Consider the following 26,365-nt stretch of genomic DNA (forward strand, 5'->3'; position numbering starts at 1 on the left):
CTCCCGGGCCACCTCGGTGACGGTCCTGCCGGAGGAGCGGACCAGCGCGACCGCGTCGCGCTTGAACTCCTCCGAGTACCGCCTGCTGCGGTTGCTCTTGCTTCCCACCTGGCACTACTTCCTCTGGAACCTCACGTCCCAGTCTCCAGGTGTCCAACATCAAGGGGAAGCTTCACAACGACGGTCCACCGCGGAGTGGTGCAATCTGAGTCCCCCAGAAGGCGCGAGCCTCCTGGGGGCCGGACCAACTGCTCATTCACATGCGGCCGTTGGTGACTTCCTCATTAACTGCCTCGACTGAGGCGCAAGCGGTGATCACCTCGGCGCGATGCTCTGCCCGGACGCCGTGCAGTGCAGTCCTCAGCCGCACTGTGCGCCCGCGCTCGGCTGCGACCGCCCGTCGATACTGGAACCATGCCTTTAGGACACTCGCCGCAGGCAGGATCAGTAGCACGCCGAGGATCCGTGCGTCCTCCAAGATCGTCATCAAGTCCGGTCCCATGCTGGCGTTCCCTCCCCACTGCCCCCGGTTGGGAGCGATGTAAGAGAAGCGTCACGCAACCGGGCAGTTTCCCTCTACGGTGAAGAAACTCGGTGAAACTCGACTTACTGGAGGACCCGTGCCAGGAGGACGCCCGCCGCGTACCCAACGCGGGAGCTACCCCGAACTGGCCGAACTGGCCGCATGGTTCCACCAAGCCCTCAGTGAGTGTGGCCACTCCAGCATCAACGCCTTCGTACAGCAGCACACGCTGGACAAGAACAAGGTCTACGAGGTCTTCAACGGCACTGTGCTGCTCTCGTTGCAGTCCACTAGAGCGCTGGCGCAGCTCCTCAGACGGGATCCCGCGGAGGTGGAGCCAATCTGGCTACGTGCTCGCGAGGCCATGGACCTTCGACTCATGGCGGACGAGGACGGGGGACGACCAGCCGTCACATCGTGGGCTGAGATTCCTAGGCCCGAACTTGCTCTCCGTAACGTCCTGGATGCTCTTACAAGCGCGGTGGAACAGTTGCCATACCGACTGCTTGGTATCGCGCCACCCCCGCTTTCCGCAGTATACGTGCGCCAACACCTCCGTAGAGGTTCAGCGGAAGCTGACCCTAACTCGGATAAGAACCGAGATCGAGAGGAAGTTAGGCACGACCGCGTGGAATCATCCGGCGCCGACATGCCAGTTACCGTAGCGGAGGCCCTGAACCACAGTGAGCACCTTCTGATTACTGGTGAGGCTGGTGCCGGAAAATCAACGCTCGGACATCAGTTGATTCGGCAGCTCGCTCAAATTTGGCTCCGGCGGGAAAGCGCAGCGAATCCTCCCCTGTCTGAGCCCGTGGTTCCGCTGCGAGTGTCGGCCCGATCCCTAATAGGCGAAGGATCTTGGAGTACCGTACTCGCTGAAGCGACGCGTCGTGCACTGGGTCCGTACCTAGTGACGGAACCCAGTCAACACCTCTTCGCTGGCCGCACCCACGGAGCCAGATGGTTGATCGTGGTAGACGGACTTGACGAGATCCTTGATCGACCCACGAGAGCTTCAATCATTCGTGCAATTGGTCAACATACGCGACCAGGAGGCGACTACCGGTTCGTTGTAACGAGCCGTCCACTCCCGGACGAAGAACTGGCTCCTTTGCGAGGTGGACATATCGGAGTATGTCGAATTGAGCCTTTCAAAGAGGAAGAGTTGAGGCTTTTTGCCGAACGTTGGTTTATGGCCCAGGATCCAATCACAGCTCAGCAGAGAGCTTCTCAGTTTATCCGCCAAGTAGAAGACAGCAGACTGAAGGATCTGGTCCGTAACCCGCTTCTCGCCACAATCGCCGCCCTAGCTGATACTCGAGAGCCTACACGAGCGCTCCCCACCAACAGAGTCGACCTCTACCAGCGATTTTACGAGTACCTGGTGACCGACGAAGAAGCCAGCGGGCGTGCCACCCTATCGGAACTTCGCCGCCTACGAGAGGAGCAACCCTCACGATATCGGCTCTTCGAATGGATCCATAGCCGGCGGACGGAAATCATCGAGACAATGGCCGAGGAGCGTCTATCGACAGAAAGTTCTTTGACCGAAGTGGCATACGCATGGGTGCAAAACAATGCACCTGAGGGGGTCGAGCTGCCCCCTGGGTGGGAAAAGGATTTTGATCGACTCCTAATCGACACTGGCTTGTTTGTTTATGAAAGCTCCGGGGTCCGATTCCTGCACCACACCTTTGCGGAGTTCATCGCAGCACGCACATACGCTGTGAAGATCCCTCCAGACTTCCCAGACATGGAGGACTGGATCAATCGCGGTATTAAAGAGACCCAGCGAAACTTCGCCTTACTCACCATGGTGCTGTGGGGGCGAGTGCAAGGGAACGACGTAGCGCTCATCCTGGCGCGCCTCGTCGATGGTGACACTAAACAAGCAATTCTCGCCGGACAACTCCTGGCGGAGAGCGACGCGGCGGAAGATGTTGAATCCCGAGCAGTAGTAGACAGACTGATTAACCTCGGCCTGGGAAATTGCCGAGAGGGACGAGAATCGATTTTCTCGCAGCAATCCGTCTTGCGTCGACCTATCTCCCGTTTCTCGGCCGCCGAGGACACATTCGAAGTACTTGGGGTGCTCACAGGTAACCGGTACGCAGAGGAACGACTGCGTCGTATACTCGCAAAATCGGAAATTCCCTTCGAGATCCGCGCTTTGGCACTGGAGGCCCTGAGTCGCATAATCCCCGACACAGAGGCGCTGTCACTTCTCAAAGATCTCTCAAAATTCGCGTCAGACTCAAGGGACATCGCAATCTTCGCGGCTGGATGCGTCGAACTTGAAAAAGAGATGTCCGAGGAGACGAGGTCAGTGCTGCTGCATGTCGCCTCCGACCCCCTGACTGACGCAGAAGCCAGATCCGCTATTGCAGAGAAGCTGTTCGAAGCAGGCGAAAACACCGCTGCCACGGCAGCGGCTTTCAGAGTTCTTGCGGATCCCGATTCAGACAACTTCGATTTGCGATCCGCAGTCAAGCTCATCCTCAAGAATTCCGTCGGCGCTCATAGCGTGAATGAGCTCATCGGAGCATTGCCCGATAGCGCTCCCGACAAGATGGCGGAGGTCGCAAAGGAGCTTCTCAGCGCTGGTTACACAGAAGACGCTGCACGCATTTTGCGTGGTATTTTGGAAAATCCCAGAACCATGTCGGACGCTCTTTCGACCGCAGCCGAGGTGTGGCTCAATTGCAGCGAGCTGGGTGGTGCGACCGAGTTGCTCAGCGTACTGAATGGCCGGGGAACGTGGAAGCCGTCAGAGCAGGCGGTAGTCGCCAAACGGCTCTTCGACGCTGGCCACACACAGGAAGCGAAGGAACTTGCACATGTGATTTTCTCTAGACCGGAGGCGAATGGATACGCGATCGAGGTTGCGGCCGACCTCCTGGTCAAGAGCAGCGCGAGCAGGACGGAGCTTCTTCAAGCAGTGCGAAACCGGGAGCAGTGGGATGCCTGGGCTCGTTCGGCAGTGTCCGAGGTCCTGGCGGAAGCGGGTCTGGCGGAAGAGGCGGTCGATATGGCTCGGCTGGTTTTCTCTGACGAACAAGCCGATAGATACGACCTTCGGCGAGCGGCTAAGAGCGCTGTACTGGCCGACAGTTCGGCGATCACGGAGTTTGTGGACATCGCTTCAGCCATGAAGGAGGATACGTATACAGAAGCCGAGTTGAAGGCAACCGCACTCATGGCTCTGCAAGTGAAGGAACCTGCGGAGGATCTCATACTATCCCTCGCCGTGAACGCTCAAATCGGTCAGCACCAATTAAGGCATGTCCTAACGGAGGCAACCTCGACGGGCGGAAGCCGCCTGGCAGCAAGGTTGACGGAAGCACTAGACCATGAAGGTGTGCCCGACGTGAACCGATTCGTAGTAGCCGATTCCCTTGCTGCGGCTGGCTATCTTTCTAGTGCCTCCAAATTGTGGTGCGACTTGCTATTGTCCACTGCCGTGACACCGTCAGATTCCATACGGGTACTTTCGAGACTCCTGAACACAGGAAATCGACAGAGCGCAATTGATAAGCTGCGTGAGGCTCTGAGCAATTCGAGTGTCAATCCCGCATCCTACGTCCGCCTCAGGTCACTTCTCGCCTGGGCTATCCTGAGCGAATTCGGGAATCATGAATGCAGCTTGTGAATAACTCACTGCACTAACAGGAAATTTCCCATTTTCTGTACCAGTCACTGCCTTTTTAGGTAGCCGGGGAGAGACAGTGGGTACGGTCATGCTGGCTTCCGTCGTCGATAGGATGACGGCGACCGAGCGTGAAGAACTGCGCCCGCTGCGAAGGGTGGCCGCCGAGCAGGCGGAGACGATTGAGGCGCTGCGAAAAGCGGCGGTTTTCTTCGCGAAGGAGAGCGATCGATGAGCGAGGTGTACACGTTCATCGAGGCGGAGAAGAGCACCCACAATGTTGCTCTGCTGTGTCGGCTGCTGAAGGTGGCCCGCTCCTCCTTCTACGCGTGGCTGGCCGGCGAGAAGACCCGGCGGGCGAAGCAGGCTGCGGACGATACCTTGGCGCACGAGATCACTGTGCTGCACCCCAGGACTCCGAGCTGATCCCGAGCTCCCGTGCCACCGCGGTGACCGTCCTACCCGAGGAGTCGACGAGCGCAATCGCGTCCCGTTTGAACTCTTCGGTGTACCGCTTCGTGTACTTGCTTCCCACCTGGTGCTACTTCCTCTGGAACCTCACGTCCCAGTCTCCAAGGGTCCATGATCAAGGGGAAGCTTCACATGTCGCTTGGGTGAGCGCTCGAAGAGGGCCGGTGCCTCTCTTGCCTGCTGCGATGGTCTGCAGGTGTGTGCAGGTGTCCGCCATCTCAGTCCACCGTTGGGCCAGCCCCATGGCGTTCGTAGAGCTGCTTCACTTGCTTGACCCAGAAGCCGAACTTCTCATCCGCCGACGCGCTCATGGGGAGAAGCTGGAGCTCCTTGGCCAACTGATAGAAGCCAGAGCCGGCGTCGTTGGCACCCAGGTAGTTCACCAGGGCCGAGAGCATGAGAGGCGGGTCTGAGGGGGTGATCTCCTGGTCTCGTTCCACGTCAGTCCGAGCAGATGCCCCATCGCGGCCCGCTCGTCAACACGCTCGAAGTCGAAGGGACGGCAGCCTGTTCGCCTGGCTAGGGTCACGTTGAGCTCGGTATACGAGGTGAGCTTGCCCAGCTTCGCTCGCTCGATGAGGAACCCACGATCGGCATGCACCAACTCGGTCCATTCGCTGTCGCACGTCGTGAAGGTGCACCGCATCCTGTCCCGCGCCCTGAAGATCGCCCACCGCCGCCGCATCGTCGGCGAGAACGTCGCCACTCTCGTGGATCCGCCCAGCATCGACGAGATCGAGGCCAACCCCTTCTCACCAAGGCGTTCCTCGAGGCCGCTTCGAAGCGCCCCACCTTCATGCGGTGGATCGTCAGGGTCGGCATGGGCTTCCGGCAGGGCGAAACGCTCGGCCTGCGGTGGCCGTACGTCGATCTGGAGGCCGAGCAGTTCCGCCCCGAGTGGCAGCTGCTGCAGCGCCTCACCTGGCGGCACGGCTGCCACGACCCGCACGCCTGCGGCGAGCGCCTGCACCGCTTCGAGCCGTGCCCGCCGGACTGCACCACGCACAAGGGCTACAAGCGCGGCTGCCCGAAACCATGCACCAAGACGTGCACCAAGCACGCGAGCACCTGCCCGGACCGCAAGGAGGGCGGACTCGTCTTCACCCGTCCGAAGACCAGGAAGAGCCGGAACGCCGTCCCGATCCCACCCGTCTTCGTGCCCTTCCTGCACGACCACAGGGCCCAGCAGGAAGCGGCGCGGGCCGCCGCCGGGGAGCTTTGGCAAGAGCACGACGTCGTGTTCTCTCGGCCGGACGGGCGCCCGCTCGACCCGCGCGCCGACTACGCGGAGTTCAAGGAACTGCTCAAGGAAGCCGGCATCGACGACCGCCGCCTGTACGACGGCAGCCGCCACACCGCCGGCACCATCCTGAACGAGCTGGGCGTCGACATGCCCACGATCATGGAAATCCTTCGGCACACCCAGATCAGCCAGACCCGGCGATACGTCAAGGGCCGATCCCACCTGTCCAAGGACGCCATGCGGCGCATGGGCGAGTTCTTCGTACCGCCGCCTTCGCCTCCGTCGGCCCCGATTCCGGCCCCCACTGAGACCACGACTGAGACCGCCGACACCCGTACGACTCGCTCCCTGCGCCGCCGTCGCATCCGCCGAACGAGAAAACCCCAGGTCGGATTGGATCCGACCTGGGGTTTCAGTGGAGCCGCCTTCGGGATTCGAACCCGAGACCTACGCATTACGAGTGCGTTGCTCTGGCCAACTGAGCTAAGGCGGCAAGCTGCGGATATGACTGTTCCGACAGGAGCAGGCTGGCATCAGCAGCGGCGCTAAGTCTACAGGGTTATTCGGGGTGCCCCCGACCAGCCCGGCGATCACTCGTTCCGGGCCGGTCGTACGGGACGCCGGGACCCTCGCGTCACCGGCAGCGGGTGCCGTCCGCCGGCGGAGTCCCGGTCAGCAGGTACTTGTTGATCGCCCTGTCGACGCAGTCGCTGCCGCGGCCGTACGCCGTGTGCCCGTCGCCGTCGTACGTGAGCAGGGTCCCCGACTCGAGCTGGCCGGCGAGGGCCTGCGCCCACTTGTAGGGGGTGGCCGGATCGCGGGTGGTGCCGACGACGAGGATCGGCGCGGCGCCCTTGGCGTCGATGCGGTGCGGGGAGCCGGTGGCGGGCGTGGGCCAGTAGGCACAGCTCAGGGAGGCCCAGGCGAAGTTCCTGCCGAAGACGGGGGACGCCTTCTCGAAGTCGGCAGTGGAGGCCGTGACCTCGTCGGGCGTGGTGAAGGCAGGCGGCAGGTCGAGGCAGCTGACCGCGGAGTAGGCGGACATCAGATTGGAGTACGAGCCGTCGCTCTCGCGCTCGTAGTAGCTGTCGGAGAGGGCCAGCAGTCCCGCGCCGTCGCCGTTCATGGCCTCGGTGAGCCCTTCACGGAGCTGCGGCCAGGCGCCCTCGTCGTACATCGCAGCGATCACGCCCGTGGTGGCGAGCGACTCGGTGAGTTCGCGGCTCTCCCCGGTGGACACCGGCTGGGCGTCCAGCTTGGCGAAGAACGCCTTCATCCGGGCCGCCGCGTCCGAGGTCGACTTCGTTCCGAGCGGACAGTCCGAGCGCTTCGTGCAGTCGGCGGCGAAGGACTTGAAGGCCGTCTCGAAGCCCTCGGTCTGGTCGCGGTTCATCTGACGGGCCGGGAGGGACGGGTCCATCGCCCCGTCGAGCACGAGCCGACCCGCCCGTTCCGGGAAGAGTTCGGCGTAGGTCGCGCCGAGGAACGTGCCGTAGGAGGCGCCGACGTACGACAGCCGCTCGTCGCCCAGCGCGGACCGGAAGATGTCCATGTCCCGGGCCGCCTCGACGGTGGAGACGTGCGGGAGGACCGAGGACGACCGCTCCTTGCAGCCTGCCGCGAAGCCCTTGAAGGCGGTGCTCAGCTTGTCGACCTCGGCCGGGTCGTCGGGGGTCTGGTCGCTCTGGGTGTACGCGTCCATCTCCTTGCCGTCGAGGCATGTGACGGGCTCGCTGCGGGCGACTCCGCGCGGGTCGATGGCCACCATGTCGTACCGGGCCCGCACCGGAGCGGGATAGCCGACGCCCGCGTACGCCTGGAGGTAGCCGACGGCCGAGCCGCCCGGACCCCCCGGATTGACCTGGAGCGAACCGATCCGCTTGCCCGGGCCGGTGGCCTTCACCCGGGCGACGGCCAGCTTGACCGAGGGCCCGTCGGGCTTGGAGTAGTCGAGCGGGGCCTTGAGCGTGGCGCACTGGAAGCCCGGGGCGCCGCAGTTGCGCCAGTCCAGCTTCTGGTCGTAGTACGGCTTCAGCGCGGCGGTCGACACCGGGGAGGGCGCTGCCGCTCCCGGCACCGAACCCGAGGGCTCGGACGCCTCCGATGCCGGGCCGCTGCCGCTGCAGCCCGAGATCAGCAGCCCCAGGGCTGTGGTGAACGCGATGGCGGAGGTCCTGAGGAACTGCCTGGTGTCCATCCCGGGAGCCTATAGGCACGAAGCCGGATCATGCCCCTTCGCGCCCGTATGGGTGATTCGCCCGGAAAGAAGCTCCGGCGGTAGCCGGGTGATGCGCGTGCGCGGAGGATCTCCCACGCCGAGAGCCCGGCCACGACACCGTCCGTCGGCCGGTTCTGCGCCGGCGGCTCCGGAGCGCCCGGGAGTCACCCCGTGCGCAGCGCCATCGTCATCGCCTCCACCGCCAGCAGCGGGGCCACATTCGTGTCCAGAGCCTCTCGGCAGGCGAGGACCGCCTCCATCCGGCGCAGGGTCCCCTCGGGGCTGGAGCCGCGCGCCACCCGGTCGAGGGCATCCCGCACGTCCTCGTTGGCGAGGGCGACCGTCGAGCCGAGCTGGAGCGCGAGCACGTCCCGGTAGAAACCCGTGAGGTCCGTGAGCGCGAGATCGAGGCTGTCCCGCTGGGTACGGGTGCGACGGCGCTTCTGCTTGTCCTCCAGCTCTTTCATCGCCCCGGCCGTGCCCCGCGGCATCCGCCCACCCGCCGCGGCACCCAGGGCGGCCTTGAGTTCCTCGGTCTCCTTGGCGTCGATCTCCTCCGAGACCTGTCTGGCGTCCTCCGCCGCCGCGTCGATCAGCTCCTGCGCCGCTCTCAGGCAGCCGCCGACGTCCTCGACCCTCAGCGGGAGCCTGAGCACGGTCGCGCGGCGGGCGCGGGCCGCCTCGTCGGTGGCGAGCCGTCGGGCCCGGCCGATGTGCCCCTGGGTGGCCCGGGCGGCGGACGCCGCGGTGTCGGGCTCGATGCCGTCCCGCCTCATCAGCACATCGGCGACGGCGTCGACGGAAGGTGTGCGGAGGGAGAGGTGGCGGCAGCGGGAGCGGATCGTGGGCAGCACGTCCTCCAGGGAGGGCGCGCACAGCAGCCACACCGTGCGTGGGGCGGGCTCCTCCACGGCCTTCAGCAGCACGTTTCCCGCGCCCTCGGTGAGGCGGTCGGCGTCCTCCAGGACGATGACCTGCCAGCGGCCGACCGCGGGCGACAACTGGGCGCGGCGGACGAGGTCGCGGGTCTCCTTCACGCCGATGGACAGCACGTCGGTCCGGACCACCTCGACGTCGGCGTGCGTGCCGACCAGGCTGGTGTGGCAGCCGTCGCAGAAGCCGCAGCCCGGTGCGCCGCCCAGCGCCCGGTCGGGGCTGGTGCACTGCAGGGCCGCGGCGAAGGCGCGGGCCGCGGTGGAACGGCCCGAGCCCGGCGGTCCCGTGAACAGCCAGGCGTGCGTCATCCTCGACGCGGCGGGAGGCGGTTCCCCCGCCGCCTCGGCCGTGACGAGCGCGTCGGCGTCCCGTGCGGCGGAGGCGAGCTGCTCCTGGACACGCTCCTGGCCGACCAGGTCGTCCCACACGGCCATCTGCCGCCACCGCCTCACTCCGTCGTACGAACTGCGGGCTCCGGACCACGTGTCACGAACTGCGCGCCACGTGCCGTGAGGTCCTGCACCGGTCTCCCATTGTGGGGCAGGGGTCGGACACCCCTCACCGCCTGTGGACAACCGGGCCCGCCGGCGACCGGGCGCGCGGTCCGGCCGTGGCCCGAGCCCGGCCGGACCGGCGGGGATCCGCCCTGTGCCGTGACCGGACGGTCCGGCGGCTCGCGGCGCCCCTCGCACGCCCACCCACTGTGCCGCCGCACCACCCGGGTAAATCCGGACGGGGGCGATGGGGGCGCTGCTCCCCGGTGGGATGCTCGCTACGAGGACGACTCTCCGCGCGGCGTACCGCGCCGGACGCCGCGAGCCTCCCGGTAGGCCTTCCCGGTCACAGCGCACGCACCGGCTGGAGCCGTGCCAGGCGGGGTCTGCCCGTCAGGGAGCGGCGTCCGGTGCACGGGGTCTCCCCCGGCCCCGGGCCGAGGGGGAAGGATCGCAAGGCGCCGGATCGACCTCGTGGTGGGCCCACTCGGTCGATCCGGCAACGCCGCGAGTCACCGTGCCGGGCGCCGCGACGGGGCGAACGGCCTGATTGCGGCACTAGCTTCCCCGGCGCCGGTCATCCCCGTCGTCGTGCGGCCCCAGCAGTTCGTCCGCCAGGGTCGGCAGGTCGTCGAGCGGGGTCTCCTCCGCCCAGTCGGAACGGCGGCGCGGCCGGCCCTCCTCGTCGACCTGGGGCAGCTCGCGCGTACGTTCCTCCTCCGCGGGGGCGGACGGCTCGTCACGGAAGAGACCCGGCGGGACGCGATCCGCGGGGCTCTCGCCCCGCACCGGCGGCAGCACCGCCGTCTCGTCGGCCCCGGCGGTCCCCGGCCGGTCGCCCCGCACCGGCGGCAGCACCGCCGTCTCGTCGGCGGGATCCCGCCCCGTCGCGTTGCCCGGAGCCGCACCCCGCGTGCTGCTCGTGGTTCCCCCTGGAGGCGGCGGCACCTGAGGAAGGACCGTGGTCTCCGCGTCCTCCTTGGTCATGTCGATGCGCGGGCGCGGGGTCTCGACCGTCTGCGTGACGTCGTTCGCCCCCACCACGGGAGTGGGCACCGTCGTCTCGGCGGCCGAGGACTCAGCGGCGGCCGCGGCCGCCTCCGCCGCCCGGCGCGCCTCCTCCGCCCGCAGCAGGGCCTCCTCGGCCTTGCGCTGCTTCTCACGACGGCGCTCCTCGGCCTCGGCCCGCAGCCGGGCTTCCTCCTCCGCCTGCCGGCGGCGGCGCTCCGCCTCCTCTCGGCGGGTCTTCTCCTCGGCGTCGCGCCGGCGCCGCTCCTCCTCGGCCAGCCGCCGTGCCTCCTCGGCACGCAGCCTGGCCTCCTCCGCCTGCCGCTCGGCCTCCTGACGACGCGCTTCCTCCAGTTCGCGGCGCTTGCGCTCCTCCTCCTCGGCGCGCAGCCTCGCGAGCTGCTCCTGGCGCTCACTCTCCAGGCGCTCCTCCTCGGCCTTGCGGGCGGCCTCTTCCTCGGCCTTGCGCCGGGCCTCCTCCTCGGCTGCCTTCCGCGCCTCCTCCCGGGCCTTCACCTCGGCCTCGGAGAGCGGCAGCATCTGGTCGAGCCGATGCCGTACGACCGTGGTGACGGCCTCGGGCTCCTGGCCCGCGTCCACGACGAGGTACCGGCCGGGGTCGGCGGCGGCCAGGGTGAGGAATCCGGCCCGGACGCGCCGGTGGAACTCGGCCGGCTCGGACTCCAGCCGGTCCGGGGCCTCCGTGAACCGCTCGCGCGCGGTCTCCGGGGAGACGTCGAGCAGCACGGTCAGATGCGGTACCAGCCCGTCCGTCGCCCAACGCGAGATCCGGGCGATCTCGGTCGGCGAGAGGTCGCGACCCGCTCCCTGGTAGGCCACGGACGAGTCGATGTAGCGGTCCGAGACGACGACGGCTCCGCGCTCGAGCGCGGGTCGGACGACGGTGTCGACGTGCTCGGCGCGGTCGGCGGCGTAGAGGAGGGCCTCGGCTCGGTGGGACAGCCCGGCCGACGAGACGTCGAGCAGGATGGAGCGCAGCCGCTTGCCGACGGGCGTGGCGCCGGGTTCGCGGGTGACGACGACCTCGTGCCCCTTGGCGCGGATCCACTCCGCGAGCGCCTCGACCTGCGTGGACTTTCCGGCACCGTCGCCGCCCTCGACAGCGATGAAGAAGCCGGTGGCCGCGGGTGCCTGGGCGGGGTCCGCACCGCGGCGGACCGCGTCGGCCAGATCGCGGCGCAGCGGCACGCCGGACCGGTCGTCGATCCTGGCGAGGACGATCACGGCCACGGGCAGCAGCAGTGCGCCGACCAGCATCAGTGTGAAGGCGGCGCCGCCGTGAGCGAACACGAACTCTCCGCTGGCCAGGCGGTGCGGACCGATGGCGGCGGCGAGCAGCGGGGCGCCGACCGCGCCGAGCCCGATGGCGACCCGGACGACGGCCTGCAGGTGCTCGGTGATCCTCGGCCGCCGGAACTCCTCGGTCTCCTGGTCGATCAGCGCGTGCCCGGTGTGCGCGGCGACGCCTGCCGAACCGCCGGCGAGGGCCGCGAGGAACAGCACCGTCGCCGTGTCCGGGACGAGCCCCATCGCCAGCAGCGCCACGCCGCTGACGGCGATCACCAGCGCGAGGAGCCTGCGGCGGGACAGTGCGGGCAGCACGCTCGGGGCGCCTCGGACACCGAGCACCGTGGCCCCGGTCAGGGCGAGCACGAACAGGGCGAACGCGGCCGGGCCGCCGCCCAGGTCACGTGCGTGCAGGACGGACACGGCGGACGCGGAGGCGACCGCCCCGGCGATCGCGGCACAGGCCAGGACCAGCAGCGGGACGGCACCGGTGCGGCCCTTGTCGAGGCCGCTGCCTGTGGACGGACGGCGCAGGCCCTCCAGCGGGGAACGGGGGCGCGGCGTCGGGGTGCCCGGGAGTTCGACGGCGGCCAGGACGGACAGCGAGGCGGCGAAGAGGCCCGCCGCCACGTACGACCCGAGCGCGGCCTGGTGCACCGTGAACCACTCGACGCCGGTGCCGAGCAGATTGCCGATCAGCGTCGCCGCGAGCAGTGCGGCGGCGCCGGCGGGAATGACCGCGAAGGAGGTGCGGAGGGACAGCCTCCGAAGAGCGTCCTGGTGGTCCGGCAGCGGGCGTACGGCCGCGCCTTCCAGCGGCGGCGGGGGCAGCAGCGCGGGAGCGGCGCTCTCCCGGGCGACGGTCCAGAAGCGTTCGGCGACGCCGACGACGAAGACCGTGGCGAGCACGTACGCCACGGCACTGTCCGGGGTCCAGTCGATCCACAACGGGGCGATGACGAGCAGGGCGATGCGGATGCCGTCGGCGCCGATCATGGTCCAGCGGCGGTCCAGCGGTCCGCCCGGCGCGGTCAGTGCGGTGAGCGGGCCGAGGAGTACAGCCCCGAAGAGGAACGTGGCGAGTATCCGGACCCCGAAGACGGCTGCGACGGCGAAGGCGGCGCCCCGGTATCCGCCGCCGAAGGCTCCTTCGGCGACCGCCGTCTGGAGCGCCAGCAGGACCAGCACCAGGAGGGCGAGGGCGTCACCGATTCCGCCGACGACTTGCGCACTCCACAACCGGCGCAGGGCGGGTACACGCAGGAGCGACCGTACGGCGCGCTCGCGTGAGTCCGCGGCCAGTGCGTCGGCGTCACGTGCTTCGGGTTCAGAGGTGGGGCTCTGGGCCGTTGGCTGCTCGGCTCGCGTCATTCGCCCAGCCTATCCGGAGGTGATTGCTCCCCGGAGGCCCCGCCCGAACAAACGGGCGGCGGCACCCCGGAACGGCGGAGGGGCGCCCCGTGGTCCTCCGCAGGACGCCCCTTGCCGGACGCTGGTGACGCCGGAGCCGCGGCCGCTGGCGATACCCGCTACGCGTTACTCGTCCGAGGACGACGTCTTCGCCGCCGCGGTCCTCCCGGCCGTCGTCTTCTTCGCGGCCGACTTCGCCGTGGTCGTCTTCTTCGCCGTGGTCTTCCTGGCGGCCGTCGTCTTCTTGGCGGCCGTCGTCTTCTTCGCCGCGGTCTTCTTGGCCGTCGTCTTCTTCGCGGGAGCCTTCTTGGCGGCCTTCTTCGCCGGGCCCTTGGCGCGCTTCTCGGCGAGCAGCTCGTAGCCGCGCTCCGGGGTGATCGTCTCGACGCTGTCGCCGGTCCGCAGGGTGGCGTTGGTCTCGCCGTCGGTGACGTACGGGCCGAAGCGGCCGTCCTTCACCACGACGGGGCGCTCGCTCACCGGGTCGGTGCCCAGCTCCTTCAGCGGCGGCTTGGCGGCCGCGCGGCCACGCTGCTTCGGCTGGGCGTAGATCGCCAGCGCCTCGTCGAGCGTGATGTTGAAGATCTGGTCCTCGGCCTCCAAGGAGCGGGAGTCCGTGCCCTTCTTCAGGTACGGACCGTAGCGGCCGTTCTGGGCGGTGATCTCGACCCCTTCGGCGTCCTTGCCGACGACGCGCGGCAGCGACATCAGCCTGAGCGCGTCCTCGAGGGTCACCGTGTCGAGGGCCATCGACTTGAAGAGGGAGGCGGTCCGCGGCTTGACCGCGTTCTTGCCGGTCTTCGGCGTGCCCTCGGGCAGGATCTCGGTGACGTACGGGCCGTAGCGGCCGTCCTTGGCGACGATCTCGTGGCCGGTCTCGGGATCCTTGCCCAGCTCGAAGTCACCGCTCGGCTTGGCCAGCAGTTCCTCGGCGAGCTCGACGGTCAGCTCGTCCGGCGCGAGGTCGGCCGGCACGTCGGCGCGCTGGTGGCCCTCCGCGTCCTTCTCGCCTCGCTCCACGTACGGTCCGTAGCGGCCGACGCGCAGCACGATGCCGCTGCCGACCGGGAAGGACGAGATCTCCCGGGCGTCGATCGCACCGAGGTCGGTGACGAGTTCCTTGAGTCCGCCGAGGTGGTCGCCGTCGCCGTTCCCGGCCTCGGCGGCCCCGCCGGTCCCCGTGCCCTCGCCGAAGTAGAAGCGCCTCAGCCACGGCACCGCCTGGGCCTCGCCCCGCGCGATGCGGTCGAGGTCGTCCTCCATCTTGGCGGTGAAGTCGTAGTCGACGAGCCGGCCGAAGTGCTTCTCCAGCAGGTTGACCACGGCGAAGGAGAGGAAGGACGGCACGAGTGCCGTGCCCTTCTTGAACACGTAACCCCGGTCGAGGATGGTGCCGATGATCGACGCGTATGTCGACGGGCGGCCGATCTCTCGCTCTTCCAGCTCCTTGACCAGGCTGGCCTCGGTGTAGCGGGCCGGGGGCTTGGTCGCATGCCCGTCCGCCGTGATCTCCTCGGCGGTGAGCCGGTCCCCCTCGGCGACCTGCGGCAGCCGTCGCTCGCGGTCGTCCAGCTCCGCGTTCGGGTCGTCCGCGCCCTCGACGTACGCCTTCATGAAGCCGTGGAACGTGATGGTCTTGCCCGAGGCCGAGAACTCGGCGTCCCGGCCGTCGGAGCCGGTGCCGCCGATCCTGACGGTGACGGAGTTGCCGACCGCGTCCTTCATCTGGGAGGCGACGGTCCGCTTCCAGATCAGCTCGTACAGACGGAACTGGTCACCGGTCAGACCGGTCTCGGCCGGGGTGCGGAAGCGGTCGCCCGAGGGGCGGATCGCCTCGTGCGCCTCCTGGGCGTTCTTGACCTTCCCGGCGTACGTGCGCGGCTTCTCGGGCAGGTAGTCGCCGCCGTACAGCTGGGTGACCTGTGCCCGGGCCGCCGTGACGGCGGTGTCGGAGAGCGTGGTCGAGTCCGTACGCATATAGGTGATGAAGCCGTTCTCGTACAGCTTCTGCGCGATCTGCATCGTCGCCTTCGCACCGAAGCCGAGCTTGCGCGAGGCCTCCTGCTGGAGCGTCGTCGTACGGAACGGGGCGTAGGGGGAGCGGCGGTACGGCTTGGACTCGACCGAGCGGACCGAGAACGCGGCGTTCTCGAGGGCCGCCTTCAGGGCGCGCGCGTTCGCCTCGTCGAGGTGGAGCACCTGGTCCGACTTGAGCCGTCCGTCCGGACCGAAGTCGCGGCCCTGGGCGACGCGCCGTCCGTCGACGGTGGACAGCCGCGCGGTGAAGGCCGCGGGGTCGGAGGCGTCACCTGCGCGGCCGGTGGAGAACGTGCCGGTCAGGTCCCAGTACTCGGCGGAGCGGAACGCGATGCGCTCACGCTCCCGCTCGACGACGAGACGGGTGGCCACGGACTGGACACGGCCCGCGGACAGTCGCGGCATGACCTTCTTCCACAGGACCGGCGAGACCTCGTAACCGTAGAGCCGGTCGAGGATGCGTCGGGTCTCCTGTGCGTCGACCATGCGCTTGTTGAGCTCGCGCGGGTTGGCGACGGCCTCCTGGATCGCGGCCTTGGTGATCTCGTGGAAGACCATCCGCTTGACCGGGACCTTGGGCTTGAGGACCTCCAGCAGGTGCCAGGCGATGGCCTCGCCCTCGCGGTCCTCATCGGTGGCGAGGTAGAGCTCGTCCGAGCCGGCCAGCTGCTCCTTGAGCTTTCTGACCTGAGCCTTCTTGTCGGCGTTGACGACGTAGATCGGCTGGAAGTCGTGCTCGACGTCCACACCGAGCCGCCGCACCTCACCGGTGTACTTCTCGGGGACCTCGGCGGCACCGTTCGGGAGGTCGCGGATGTGCCCGACGCTCGCCTCGACGACGTAGCCGGGGCCGAGGTAGCCCTTGATCGTCTTCGCCTTGGCAGGCGACTCGACGATGACGAGTCGGCGGCCGCCCTGTGCGGTCTCGCTGGTCGGGGACAACTTCGCTCTTCTCTCCGGTCGACGCTCGGTGGGCTCGTACGGCGTACAACGTACGGCGTACGGCCGTACTGCACTTTGCTGTCGCTGCGGAGTGTGACGGTACAACCCGCCCCCGTGTCAAACGGCAAAAGCTCGCAACGGCCACTCGAACGGTAACCCGACTCCGGGCATTCCTGCCGCCCGGACTCCCATCGCGGGCGCCGGGGAGTGGCAGCCGGACGAGGGGCGCGAGGCGTTCAGAGTCTGCCGAAGCACCAGACGCCGGCGAGCAGGAAGCCCGCGCCGAAGATCGTGGTGAGAGCGGCGGCCGTGGCGGGATTCACTCCGTGCGCGACCGGGGCCCGGTGCCGGACCCGCGCTCCCGTCCATATCAGCAGTGCGGCTCCGAACAGCGCGAACACCGCTCCCGCGAAGATCGCCGGACCGCTCTCCATACCCGTCTCCCATTTCTCGGCCTGCCCCGGGAGGCCCCACGGCCGAGGCTGGCACCTCCGGGCGTCCCCCACTCGAATTCCAGGTGAACGCGACACGGGTTCACCCGGGCGGCGCCGCCCGGGGCGATTTCCGGAGCAATGGCTTCCGGGAGGCGGGCGAGCGCAGGTGCACCCGGACGGCCGGGACCCGGAGCGGCCTATCCGCCGGCTCCGCCGCGGACTCGTCCGAGGTCCGTGCGGACATGCGCACAATGGCCGGTTCCGTGCGCAAGCGATGGCTGACGGACGCCGCCCGGCCCGGAGAAGGAGCAGTTCCGGTCCTGCGGCCGGAGCGAGCCGCTTCGACGGCCCGAGCGCCGGCGGGAAGGAGCCCTGCCGGGCCGACGGCTGGAGAGCGTCGGTCCGGCGGCCGCGCGGAGATGGGTAAGGAGCCGTTCCGCCGGTGGGGAGGTCCCGGTGGGCGGCCGGGCGGCGCACGGGCGGCCCCCGGTGGGCACCACCTCGTACGCCGGCGCGGACCGCTGAGGACGTCTGCGCCCGGCGCGTGGCTCAGCCGCGCGGAGCGGCGGGCTCCAGGAAGCCCTCCTGCACCAGCAGCCTGATCGCCTCGGGCGTGCGGTCGCGCAGCAGCACCGGATCCTCGCCGACCAGCTGGGCGATGGCGTCGAGGATCCTGCCCGCGCTCAGCGTGCCGTCGCAGACCCCGGCGAAGCCTGCGCCGACCGTGTCCACCTTCGTGGCCCGCCGCATACCGCGGCTCTGACGCAGCACGACGTGCTCGGGGTCCTCGGCGCCGGGCATCCCGACCTGCTCCTGCACCACCTCGTCCACGAGCACGAAGTGGTCGGCGAGCAGCGCCGCGTCGTCGTGCGTGCGCAGATAGTCCTGGCGGGCGAAGTGAGCCCGCACTGCTTCGCCGAGCGGCTGCTCGACCGGGTGGGGCCACTCCTCGACGACGACCGACGGCCGGTCCGAGTCCGTCTTCCGGAGGGTGATCCAGCCGAAGCCGACCGCCCTGGTCCCGCGCGCCTCGAACTCGTCGAGCCACTCGGCGTACCGCGCCGCGTAGGCGTCGGGAGCGGTGCGGTGGTCACCGCTGTCCCTGAGCCACAGCTCGGCGTACTGCGTCACGTCCTGCACCTCGCGCTGAACGATCCAGGCGTCGCAGCCCCGCGGGACCCAGGAGCGCACCCGCTCCTGCCACTCCTCCCCCTCCACGTGCTGCCAGTTGGCGAGGAACTGCGCGAACCCCCCTTCGTTCAGACGGTCCCCGGCCTGCTGAACGAGCGAGCGGCACAAATCGTCCCCGCCCATTCCGCCGTCCCGGTACGTGAGCCGGGCACCCGGCGAGATGACGAACGGGGGGTTCGAAACGATCAGGTCGAACGTCTCCGACCCGACCGGCGCGAAGAGGGAGCCCTCGCGCAGATCCGCCTCGGGAGCGCCGGACAGCGCCAGGGTGAGGCGGGTGAAGGCCAGAGCCCGTGGATTGAGGTCGGTGGCCGTGACCCGGGTGGCGTGCTGGGTGGCGTGAAGGGCCTGGATGCCGGAGCCGGTACCGAGGTCGAGGGCGGAGGACACCGGAGTGCGGACCGTGATGCCGGCGAGGGTGGTGGACGCGCCGCCGACACCGAGGACGACACCCTCGTCACGGCCGCTCGCGCCGCCGGCCCCGCCCACCGCGCAGCCGAGGTCGGAGACGATGTACCAGTCCTGCCCCTCGGGTCCGCCGTAGGGGCGGATGTCCACCGTCGCCCGGATGCCGTCGGCGGACTCGGCCACCCAGCCGTCCGCGAGCGCCACGTCCAGGGGCAGCGCCTCCCGGGCACGCTCGGGCGCCACCGGGCGCTGCAGCAGGAAGAGCCGTACGAGCGTCTCCAGCGGGGACGCGCCGCGCGTGGCGCGCAGGGCCGGGACGGTCTCGCTGCGGGCGAGGGCACTGTAGGCGGGTGCGCCGAGCAGTTCGAGCAGCCCGTCGGCGGTGAAGTCGGCGGCGAGCAGGGCGTCGCGGAGCCGGGCGGACTGGTCGGGAACGGGAAGGCCTGCGGCAAGGCTGGTCGTACTCACCCACCCATTCTCACCCGCGGCACTCCGCCTTCGCCGCCGCTGCCACGCGCACCCGAGCGACCGCGAGCCCCATCCGGTTCAGTGCACGGTCCGGTTGAAGCAGTCGGCTTCGCGGAGCAAGGTTCACGGAGCGCGGAGCGCGGAACCGGTCTCGCGGAATCCGGTTCACGTGGGTGGGGGGGGGACGCCGTCGAGGACCACGACGCTCCCGCCCCGCGGGACCGTGCCGTATCGCGGCCCGCACCGGCGCGGTCGGCCGACGGGAACGCGGACCACCGGCGTGGCGGGGCACCGGGAACGGTGCCGGGCGGTTCCTCCGTCGGCTGCGGCAGCGGCTCGACTACTCGGACGTCCCCTTTGACGCCTCGGGCTCGGCGGATCCGGCAGACTTCGACGGGCCGGCCGCGTTCGACGGCTTGCTGCCGGGCTCGGAGGCACCGTCGCCCGTGCCCGCGGGAGCGGTCGCCGACGGCTTCGCCCGCTGGCAGCCCTTCTGCTTCCCCATCGCCCGGCCCAGATCGCCGGACTGCAGCTTGCCGAGGGCGACCTGGTCCATCTTCTGGATCTTCTTCAGTCCGTTCGCGACGTCCTGCAGGCCGTCCGCGAACTTCTGCTGGTTCTTCGGGTCGAGCGCGTCGACCTTCTTCTTGAGGTCGAGGTACGCCGTCGCGGTCGCGTTGAGCTCCTTGACCGCGTCCTGCCGGAGCTGCTCCTGGCCCTCACCGGGCGGGGAACCGGCGGCCTGCACCGCGGAGGCCAGCGCCTTGTTGGCGTCGGCGATGTCCTGGAAGGCCTTGGAGTCGGCCGCCTGTATGTCGGCGGGCTTGCCGTCCACGGAGGTCGAGATGATCGCCTGCTGGGCGTCAGTCCGCTTCTGGATCTGCGGCTGCGCCTTGTCGCAGACACTCTTCGCCCACGCGTCCACCTTGTCGCTGTCGCCTTCGCCACTGCAGCCCGTCAGCGCGAGCACCAGCACCGCACCGCCGGACACGGCGGCCGCGAGCGTCTTGTTCACCTTCACCGGATCGGTCCCTTCCAAGGCTCTCGGCCCCGGAACATACACGGCCTCCGCACAACAATCCCGTGCCGAATGTCCGGCTTATCCATGTATCCAGTTGTTTGCCCCATGAGAGACAAGGCTCACCGGTCTCCGTTCCCGGCCTGCCCCCGGGTGGGCGAACGGGCGGGCATCGTGGTCGACCACGATGCCCGCCCGTGCTGTGAGCAGGCGTTTCGTCCAAGGGAGAGCTACTGCGAAACAACCGCCGGGTCCGGTGACTTCGACGACCGCTCGGCGGCGTTGTCTTCGTCACCCACCGCGACCGACCGCCTCTTCGAGATGTACACCGCGCCGACGATGACCAGGATCGCCAGCGTCGCGATCACCGCCCGCACGCCGGCGTTGGCGTCGTCGCCGTAACTGAACTGCACGACCGCGGGCGCGATGAGCAGCGCCACGAGGTTCATCACCTTCAGCAACGGGTTGATCGCCGGGCCCGCGGTGTCCTTGAACGGATCACCGACCGTGTCACCGATCACCGTCGCCGCGTGCGCCTCACTGCCCTTTCCGCCGTGGTGCCCGTCCTCGACGAGCTTCTTGGCGTTGTCCCACGCGCCACCGGAGTTGGCGAGGAAGACGGCCATGAGGGTGCCCGTGCCGATCGCGCCGGCGAGGTACGAGCCGAGGGCTCCGACGCCGAGGGTGAAGCCGACCGCGATGGGCGCCATGACGGCGAGCAGACCCGGTGTGGCCAGCTCGCGCAGGGCGTCCTTGGTGCAGATGTCGACGACGCGTCCGTACTCCGGCTTCTCGCTGTAGTCCATGATCCCGGGGTGCTCACGGAACTGGCGCCGCACCTCGAAGACCACGGAACCGGCGGACCGGGACACGGCGTTGATCGCCAGCCCGGAGAACAGGAAGACGACAGCGGCGCCGAGGACCAGACCCACCAGGTTGTTGGGCTGGGAGATGTCCAGACTCAGCCCCATCTCCCCGGCCTTGGCGCTCACCTCCGCGACCGCGGTGGCGATCGCGTCCCGGTACGAGCCGAAGAGCGCGGCCGCCGCGAGCACGGCCGTCGCGATGGCGATGCCCTTGGTGATCGCCTTGGTGGTGTTGCCGACGGCGTCCAGGTCGGTGAGGACCTGCGCCCCGGCACCCTTGACGTCGCCGGACATCTCCGCGATGCCCTGGGCGTTGTCCGAGACCGGCCCGAAGGTGTCCATCGCGACGATGACACCGACGGTGGTGAGGAGTCCGGTACCGGCGAGGGCCACGGCGAACAGCGCGAGCATGATCGACGTACCGCCGAGCAGGAATGCCCCGTACACACCGAGGCCGATCAACAGCGCGGTGTAGACGGCGGATTCCAGACCGAGGGAGATGCCGGCGAGTACGACGGTGGCCGGACCGGTGAGCGACGACTTGCCGATGTCGCGTACCGGGCGGCGGGTGGTCTCGGTGAAGTACCCGGTCAGCTGCTGGATCAGGGCGGCCAGCACGATGCCGATGGCGACGGCGACCAGCGCGAGGACGCGCGGGTCTCCCTCGTGGCCCCTGATCGCGGGCTCGGTGACTCCGCTCAGCTCGGCGTACGACGACGGTAGGTAGGCGAACACCGCCGCGGCCACCAGGGCCAGCGAGACAACCGCGGAGATGAAGAAGCCGCGGTTGATGGCGGACATCCCGCTGCGGTCGGCGCGCCGCGGGGCGACCGCGAAGATACCGATCATCGCGGTGACCACGCCGATCGCCGGAACGATCAGCGGGAAGGCCAACCCCAGATCGCCGAAGGCGGCCTTGCCCAGGATGAGGGCGGCGACGAGCGTGACGGCGTACGACTCGAAGAGGTCGGCGGCCATGCCGGCGCAGTCGCCCACGTTGTCACCGACGTTGTCCGCGATGGTCGCGGCGTTGCGCGGGTCGTCCTCGGGGATGCCCTGCTCGACCTTGCCGACGAGGTCCGCCCCGACGTCCGCGGCCTTGGTGAAGATGCCGCCACCGACACGCATGAACATGGCGATCAGCGCGGCGCCGAGGCCGAAGCCCTCCAGGACCTTGGGCGCGTCCGCGGCGTAGACGAGGACGACGCAGGAGGCACCGAGCAGGCCGAGGCCCACCGTGAACATGCCCACCACACCGCCGGTACGGAAGGCGATCTTCATTGCCTTGTGCGCGACGGCCGTCAGATCCTTCGCCGGCTCGCCTTCGGCCGGGGTCGCCTCACGCGCCGCCGCGGCCACGCGCACATTCGCGCGCACCGCGAGGCGCATGCCGATGTATCCGGTGGCGGCTGAGAACAGCGCACCCACCAGGAAGAAGACCGAACGTCCCAGTCTCTGCGACCAGTCGTCCGCCGGCAGCAGCATCAGCAGGAAGAAAACGATCACGGCGAAGATGCCCAGAGTGCGCAACTGCCGTGCCAGATAGGCGTTTGCGCCTTCCTGGATGGCTGCCGCGATCTTCTTCATGGACTCGGTTCCTTCACCGGCCGCCAGCACTTGACGCACCAGCAACTGGGCGACGACCAGCGCCGCGATCGCGACGACCGCGATGACAATTACGATCATTCTGTTGTCATCGGTGAGTACTGCGGCCGCAAGGGAAGTGGGTTCGGTCAGGGTTGGGTTGAAGAGCCCCGCCATTCGTCCTCCTTGACGTTCAGAGCTCAAGATGTGGACGGATTGTAGGGAGCGGAACCTGATCAAAACAGTGCGCGACAAATGGAATTGACCTTCGTTCGCTCCCCACCAAATGATCCCGCCTCGGGATTGCCCCCGAAAGCGGTAATGGGGCAAAAGCATTGACGCTTGATAAATGATCTAGGGAAATGAAAAAGGCCCTGCTCAGCAGGGCCTCTCAATAAGGTGGGTGCGGATGCCGCCGTCAGCGCGGCGCGCCAGGGGCGGTCATCGGGTCATGACACGATCGTGACCGGATTCGTCGGCCAGGTCATCCGGATGACACCTCCCTGCTCGCCCGTCGTCACCTCCACGTCGTCGACGAGACCGCTGATCACCGCGAGCCCCATCTGGTCCCGCCCGTCGGCGTCCTCGTGGTCGTCACCGGAACCGGAGCCGTGCTTCCCGGCCTCGGCTCCCGCGGGGACACCGGACACGGGCACCTCGTCGCCGACCTCGATGGAGAAGGACTTCTCCTCCTCGGTGAGCAGGACGCGCACGGGAGCCGTGACGCCGTGACTGCGGTGCAGCCCGACGGCACGGCTGCACGCCTCGCCGACGGCGAGCCTGACCTCGTCCAGCACCGCCTCGTCCACCCCTGCCCGCCGCGCCACGGCCGCCGCCACGAGGCGGGCCGTCCTGACGTGCTCGGGCTGAGCACTGAAGCGGAGTTCAACGGTGGCCATGCGGTCCCCCTCGACGTACGAGCGTGCGAGCGTGCTTCTCACGGGCACCGGGCCGACGCCCGGCACCCTGGCCTTCCTCCGGACTCCCCGGAGCCTCCGAACGCGCCGGAGTCCCCGGGGAACCCCCGCGGCGACTCAGTCGGTCGCCGCGACGGCCTCGTCGACCGTGGTGTGGATGGGGAACACCTTGGTCAGACCAGTGATCCGGAAGATCTTGAGAATGCGCTCCTGGTTGCAGACCAGGCGCAGCGAGCCTTCATGCGCACGTACGCGCTTCAGACCGCCCACGAGCACGCCGAGGCCGGTCGAGTCGAGGAAGTCCACGCCCTCCATGTCGACAACCAGGTGGTAGCTGCCGTCGTTCACCAACTCGACCAACTGCTCGCGCAGCTTGGGCGCGGTATACACATCAATCTCGCCACCGACCTCGACGACCGTGCGGTCGCCACCAGGGCCGGACACATTGCGAGTCGACAGGGACAGGTCCACGGATCCTCCAGCACCTTGCTATCGAGCGGTCGCCCCTCGGTCTCCCCGGCGGAGCCAGGGGACGGATCGCCAGCCGCGATGGCATTCAATCACTTACCAGCAGCCATGCACGACGCCTTGGGACCATTGTCCGTCACGCCGGTGACACACTCGGTCCCGATGGCCATGAATCACCGACCCAGACGACCCGCCGAGAGCGGGGAAACCAGCCCCTCCCCCGGTACGGTCCTCGACCGGCTCACCGCGGGGGCGGGCCGGGCTGCGCGCATCACTCATACGGAGCACTTGCCCCCCAGGCCGGGCCGCCATGCAGTCTGGCCGCACCGTATCCGCGCGGAAGTGATCAACGCCATCCAGCAGGCCGGAATCGAACACCCCTGGACCCACCAGGCGGCCGCCGCCGAGCACGCCCTGGACGGCGAGTCGGTCGTGATCGCCACCGGAACCGCGTCCGGCAAGTCGCTCGCCTATCTCGCACCGGTCCTCAGCACCCTGCTGGACGGCTCGGAGGCGCCCAACGGACGGGGCACCACCGCCCTCTACCTGGCCCCGACGAAGGCCCTCGCCGCCGACCAGCGCCGCGCCGTGAAGGAGCTCGCGTCGCCGCTCGGCAACCGCGTGCGACCGGCCGTGTACGACGGTGACACCCCCGTCGAGGAGCGGGAGTGGGTCCGCCAGTACGCGAACTACGTCCTGACCAACCCGGACATGCTGCACCGGGGCATACTCCCGTCACATCCCCGCTGGTCCTCCTTCCTGCGTTCCCTGCGCTACGTCGTGATCGACGAGTGCCACACCTACCGCGGGGTCTTCGGGTCCCACGTCGCCCAGGTGCTCCGCCGGCTGCGCCGGGTGTGCGCCCGCTACGACGCGCATCCGGTGTTCCTCCTGGCCTCGGCAACGGCCGCCGACCCCGCCGTCGCCGCCGGCCGTCTGACCGGTCTGCCCGTCACCGAGGTCTCGGACGACGCCTCGCCCCGCGGTGAACTCGTCTTCGCGCTCTGGGAGCCGCCGCTCACCGAGCTGCACGGCGAGAAGGGGGCCCCCGTGCGCCGTACGGCCACCGCGGAGACTGCGGACCTCCTGACCGACCTGACCGTCCAGGGCGTCCGCACGGTCGCCTTCGTGCGCTCGCGGCGTGGCGCCGAACTGATCTCGGTCATCAGCCAGGAGCGCCTCGCCGAGGTGGACCGGGGCCTCGCACGGCGTGTCGCCGCGTACCGGGGCGGTTACCTGCCCGAGGAACGTCGCGCCCTGGAGCGTGCCCTGCACTCGGGCGAACTGCTCGGGCTGGCCGCCACCACCGCCCTGGAACTGGGCGTCGACGTGTCCGGCCTGGACGCGGTCCTGATCGCCGGCTACCCCGGTACCCGCGCCTCGCTCTGGCAGCAGGCGGGCCGGGCCGGCCGCTCGGGACAAGGTGCCCTCGCGGTGCTGGTCGCCCGCGACGACCCGCTGGACACCTTCCTCGTCCACCATCCCGAGGCGCTGTTCCGGCAGCCCGTGGAGTCGACCGTCCTCGACCCGGACAACCCCTACGTCCTGGCACCGCACCTCTGCGCGGCCGCTGCGGAGCTGCCCCTGACGGAGCGGGACCTGGAGCTGTTCGGCCCGGCCGTCCCCGGGCTGTTGCCGCAGCTGGAGAGCGCGGGGCTGCTTCGCAGACGCACCGCCGGCTGGTACTGGACCCGCCGGGAGCGGGCAGCCGACCTCACGGACATCCGTGGCGCAGGCGGACGGCCCGTGCAGATCGTCGAGGCCGCCACCGGCCGCCTGCTCGGCACCGTCGACGAACCGGCGGCCCACACCGCCGTCCACGACGGCGCCGTGCATCTCCACCAGGGGCGTACGTACCTGGTGAAGCGGCTGGACCTGGAGGACTCCGTCGCCCTCGTCGAGGAGGCGAACCCGCCCTACTCCACCACCGCCCGGGACACCACCTCCATCTCCGTCCTCGAGACCGACACCGAGATCCCGTGGGGCGCCGGCCGTCTCTGCTACGGCTCCGTCGAGGTCACCAACCAGGTCGTCTCCTTCCTGCGCCGGAGGCTGATCACCGGTGAGGTGCTCGGCGAGACCAAGCTCGACCTGCCGCCGCGCACCCTGCGCACCCGTGCCGTGTGGTGGACCGTGACCGAGGACCAGCTGGACTCCGCCCGGGTGAACCCGGAGCAGCTGGGCGGGGCGCTCCACGCCGCCGAGCACGCTTCCATCGGGCTCCTCCCGCTCTTCGCCACCTGCGACCGCTGGGACATCGGCGGGGTCTCCGTACCGCTGCACCCGGACACCCTGCTGCCGACGGTCTTCGTCTACGACGGACACCCCGGTGGTGCGGGTTTCGCCGAGCGGGCCTTCCACACGGCCCGTGAGTGGCTCGGCGCGACCCTGGAGGCCATCGCCTCCTGCGAGTGCGAGGCGGGCTGTCCGTCCTGCATCCAGTCCCCCAAGTGCGGCAACGGCAACGACCCGCTCCACAAGCGCGCCGCCGTCCGCCTGCTCACCGTCCTCCTGAGGGATGCCCCGGGCGCTCCCGGTGCCGACTCCCCGGACCCGCGACGGGCCCCGGGCCGGGAAGCGGAGTCGACCGGGGGAACACCGGGCCGCCGGGGTGGCCCGGCAGCCACGCAAGACCCGGCCCGGGGCGCCCCGGCGAAGCCGGGACGCCAGGACCTACCGGGAGCGCCCGAGGCCTGACGGATCCCGCCGGGGCCGGCGCCCGGAGCGAGTCCGCCGAACGGGCGGGTCCGGCCGGGCCGCGTCCTCCGGACGGGC

The 26,365-nt window shown here is 69.1% G+C and carries 18 protein-coding genes, 1 tRNA gene and 1 pseudogene; 5 read left to right on the forward strand and 15 right to left on the reverse strand.

Translation table 11 applies throughout. The features are described 5' to 3' along the window. Both QMZ92_RS36270 and QMZ92_RS04995 read right to left on the reverse strand, forming a co-directional pair. Positions 1-108: transposase (locus QMZ92_RS36270; protein WP_502961999.1), on the reverse strand; the 108-nt coding region annotated here is incomplete at its 3' end. Between the two features lie 148 nt (positions 109-256). Next, a complete protein-coding gene (locus QMZ92_RS04995; RefSeq protein WP_283296019.1) occupies positions 257-502 on the reverse strand; it encodes a hypothetical protein in 246 nt (81 codons plus the stop codon). Between the two features lie 1,405 nt (positions 503-1,907). Between QMZ92_RS04995 and QMZ92_RS05000 the strand changes: the two genes are divergently transcribed. From QMZ92_RS05000 to QMZ92_RS05010, 3 genes are all read left to right on the forward strand, one after another. Then, the gene (locus QMZ92_RS05000) at positions 1,908-4,172 is read left to right on the forward strand and encodes an NACHT domain-containing protein (protein WP_283296020.1); all 2,265 of its coding nucleotides are present in this window, start codon (positions 1,908-1,910) and stop codon (positions 4,170-4,172) included. Positions 4,173-4,260: 88 nt separating this feature from the next. Then, the gene (locus QMZ92_RS05005) at positions 4,261-4,404 is read left to right on the forward strand and encodes a hypothetical protein (RefSeq protein ID WP_283296021.1); all 144 of its coding nucleotides are present in this window, start codon (positions 4,261-4,263) and stop codon (positions 4,402-4,404) included. After that, on the forward strand, positions 4,401-4,595 hold the full coding sequence (locus QMZ92_RS05010) for a hypothetical protein (protein WP_283296022.1): 195 nt from the start codon (positions 4,401-4,403) through the stop codon (positions 4,593-4,595). The genes QMZ92_RS05005 and QMZ92_RS05010 overlap by 4 nt, the downstream gene beginning before the upstream one ends. On the opposite strand, the gene QMZ92_RS36275 is transcribed toward QMZ92_RS05010, so the two are convergent. Further along, entirely contained in the window at positions 4,564-4,704 is a 141-nt protein-coding gene (locus QMZ92_RS36275; RefSeq protein ID WP_502961991.1) for a transposase, read from the reverse strand. The two genes, QMZ92_RS05010 and QMZ92_RS36275, sit on opposite strands and share 32 nt — an antisense overlap. A gap of 154 nt (positions 4,705-4,858) precedes the next feature. Beyond that, positions 4,859-5,038: a hypothetical protein gene (locus tag QMZ92_RS05015; RefSeq protein ID WP_283296023.1), complete on the reverse strand. Its 180-nt coding sequence runs from the start codon at positions 5,036-5,038 to the stop codon at positions 4,859-4,861. A gap of 213 nt (positions 5,039-5,251) precedes the next feature. Here QMZ92_RS05015 and QMZ92_RS05020 point away from each other — a divergent pair. Further along, a pseudogene (locus tag QMZ92_RS05020) lies at positions 5,252-6,252 on the forward strand (tyrosine-type recombinase/integrase); the annotation flags it as partial. Positions 6,253-6,299: 47 nt separating this feature from the next. Here the strand turns inward: QMZ92_RS05020 and QMZ92_RS05025 are convergent. The 11 genes from QMZ92_RS05025 to QMZ92_RS05075 all read right to left on the reverse strand — a co-directional run bounded on the left by QMZ92_RS05025 (position 6,300) and on the right by QMZ92_RS05075 (position 23,593). Beyond that, positions 6,300-6,376: transfer RNA gene (locus tag QMZ92_RS05025), tRNA-Thr, on the reverse strand. A gap of 141 nt (positions 6,377-6,517) precedes the next feature. After that, a complete protein-coding gene (locus QMZ92_RS05030; protein ID WP_283296024.1) occupies positions 6,518-8,080 on the reverse strand; it encodes an alpha/beta hydrolase in 1,563 nt (520 codons plus the stop codon). A 185-nt stretch (positions 8,081-8,265) separates the two neighbouring features. After that, on the reverse strand, positions 8,266-9,471 hold the full coding sequence (locus tag QMZ92_RS05035) for a DNA polymerase III subunit delta' (protein ID WP_283296025.1): 1,206 nt from the start codon (positions 9,469-9,471) through the stop codon (positions 8,266-8,268). A gap of 618 nt (positions 9,472-10,089) precedes the next feature. Next, positions 10,090-13,218: a dTMP kinase gene (gene tmk / locus QMZ92_RS05040; RefSeq protein WP_283296026.1), complete on the reverse strand. Its 3,129-nt coding sequence runs from the start codon at positions 13,216-13,218 to the stop codon at positions 10,090-10,092. 165 nt (positions 13,219-13,383) lie between these two features. Continuing rightward, positions 13,384-16,236: a type I DNA topoisomerase gene (gene topA, locus QMZ92_RS05045; protein WP_283296027.1), complete on the reverse strand. Its 2,853-nt coding sequence runs from the start codon at positions 16,234-16,236 to the stop codon at positions 13,384-13,386. Between the two features lie 236 nt (positions 16,237-16,472). Then, on the reverse strand, positions 16,473-16,670 hold the full coding sequence (locus QMZ92_RS05050) for a hypothetical protein (protein WP_283296028.1): 198 nt from the start codon (positions 16,668-16,670) through the stop codon (positions 16,473-16,475). Positions 16,671-17,219: 549 nt separating this feature from the next. After that, the gene (locus QMZ92_RS05055; protein ID WP_283296029.1) at positions 17,220-18,737 is read right to left on the reverse strand and encodes a DUF7059 domain-containing protein; all 1,518 of its coding nucleotides are present in this window, start codon (positions 18,735-18,737) and stop codon (positions 17,220-17,222) included. 340 nt (positions 18,738-19,077) lie between these two features. Beyond that, positions 19,078-19,752, reverse strand: coding sequence for a small secreted protein (locus tag QMZ92_RS05060; protein WP_283296156.1), 675 nt, complete (start codon positions 19,750-19,752; stop codon positions 19,078-19,080). A gap of 233 nt (positions 19,753-19,985) precedes the next feature. Next, positions 19,986-22,382 carry a sodium-translocating pyrophosphatase gene (locus tag QMZ92_RS05065; protein ID WP_283296030.1) on the reverse strand — a complete coding sequence of 799 codons (2,397 nt, stop codon included), beginning with the start codon at positions 22,380-22,382 and terminating at the stop codon, positions 19,986-19,988. Positions 22,383-22,654: 272 nt separating this feature from the next. After that, positions 22,655-23,104, reverse strand: coding sequence for an ATP-binding protein (locus QMZ92_RS05070; protein ID WP_283296031.1), 450 nt, complete (start codon positions 23,102-23,104; stop codon positions 22,655-22,657). 135 nt (positions 23,105-23,239) lie between these two features. Further along, complete coding sequence (locus QMZ92_RS05075; protein WP_003967428.1) at positions 23,240-23,593, reverse strand: STAS domain-containing protein; 354 nt, start codon at positions 23,591-23,593, stop codon at positions 23,240-23,242. A gap of 78 nt (positions 23,594-23,671) precedes the next feature. Between QMZ92_RS05075 and QMZ92_RS05080 the strand changes: the two genes are divergently transcribed. Beyond that, entirely contained in the window at positions 23,672-26,287 is a 2,616-nt protein-coding gene (locus QMZ92_RS05080; protein ID WP_283296032.1) for a DEAD/DEAH box helicase, read from the forward strand. Positions 26,288-26,365 lie beyond the last annotated feature (78 nt).

Source organism: Streptomyces sp. HNM0645, assembly GCF_030056615.1.
In the GTDB taxonomy this organism is placed as follows: domain Bacteria; phylum Actinomycetota; class Actinomycetes; order Streptomycetales; family Streptomycetaceae; genus Streptomyces; species Streptomyces marianii.

Coding starts and splice junctions, on each gene's coding strand:
- QMZ92_RS05080 (WP_283296032.1), top strand. CDS start 23,672: ATGGCATTCAATCACTTACCAGCAGCCATGCACGACGCCTTGGGACCA.
- QMZ92_RS05065 (WP_283296030.1), bottom strand. CDS start 22,382: ATGGCGGGGCTCTTCAACCCAACCCTGACCGAACCCACTTCCCTTGCG.
- QMZ92_RS05030 (WP_283296024.1), bottom strand. CDS start 8,080: ATGGACACCAGGCAGTTCCTCAGGACCTCCGCCATCGCGTTCACCACA.
- QMZ92_RS05015 (WP_283296023.1), bottom strand. CDS start 5,038: ATGCTCTCGGCCCTGGTGAACTACCTGGGTGCCAACGACGCCGGCTCT.
- QMZ92_RS05005 (WP_283296021.1), top strand. CDS start 4,261: ATGCTGGCTTCCGTCGTCGATAGGATGACGGCGACCGAGCGTGAAGAA.
- QMZ92_RS05070 (WP_283296031.1), bottom strand. CDS start 23,104: ATGGCCACCGTTGAACTCCGCTTCAGTGCTCAGCCCGAGCACGTCAGG.
- QMZ92_RS05050 (WP_283296028.1), bottom strand. CDS start 16,670: ATGGAGAGCGGTCCGGCGATCTTCGCGGGAGCGGTGTTCGCGCTGTTC.
- QMZ92_RS05035 (WP_283296025.1), bottom strand. CDS start 9,471: ATGGCCGTGTGGGACGACCTGGTCGGCCAGGAGCGTGTCCAGGAGCAG.
- QMZ92_RS04995 (WP_283296019.1), bottom strand. CDS start 502: ATGGGACCGGACTTGATGACGATCTTGGAGGACGCACGGATCCTCGGC.
- QMZ92_RS05010 (WP_283296022.1), top strand. CDS start 4,401: ATGAGCGAGGTGTACACGTTCATCGAGGCGGAGAAGAGCACCCACAAT.
- tmk (WP_283296026.1), bottom strand. CDS start 13,218: ATGACGCGAGCCGAGCAGCCAACGGCCCAGAGCCCCACCTCTGAACCC.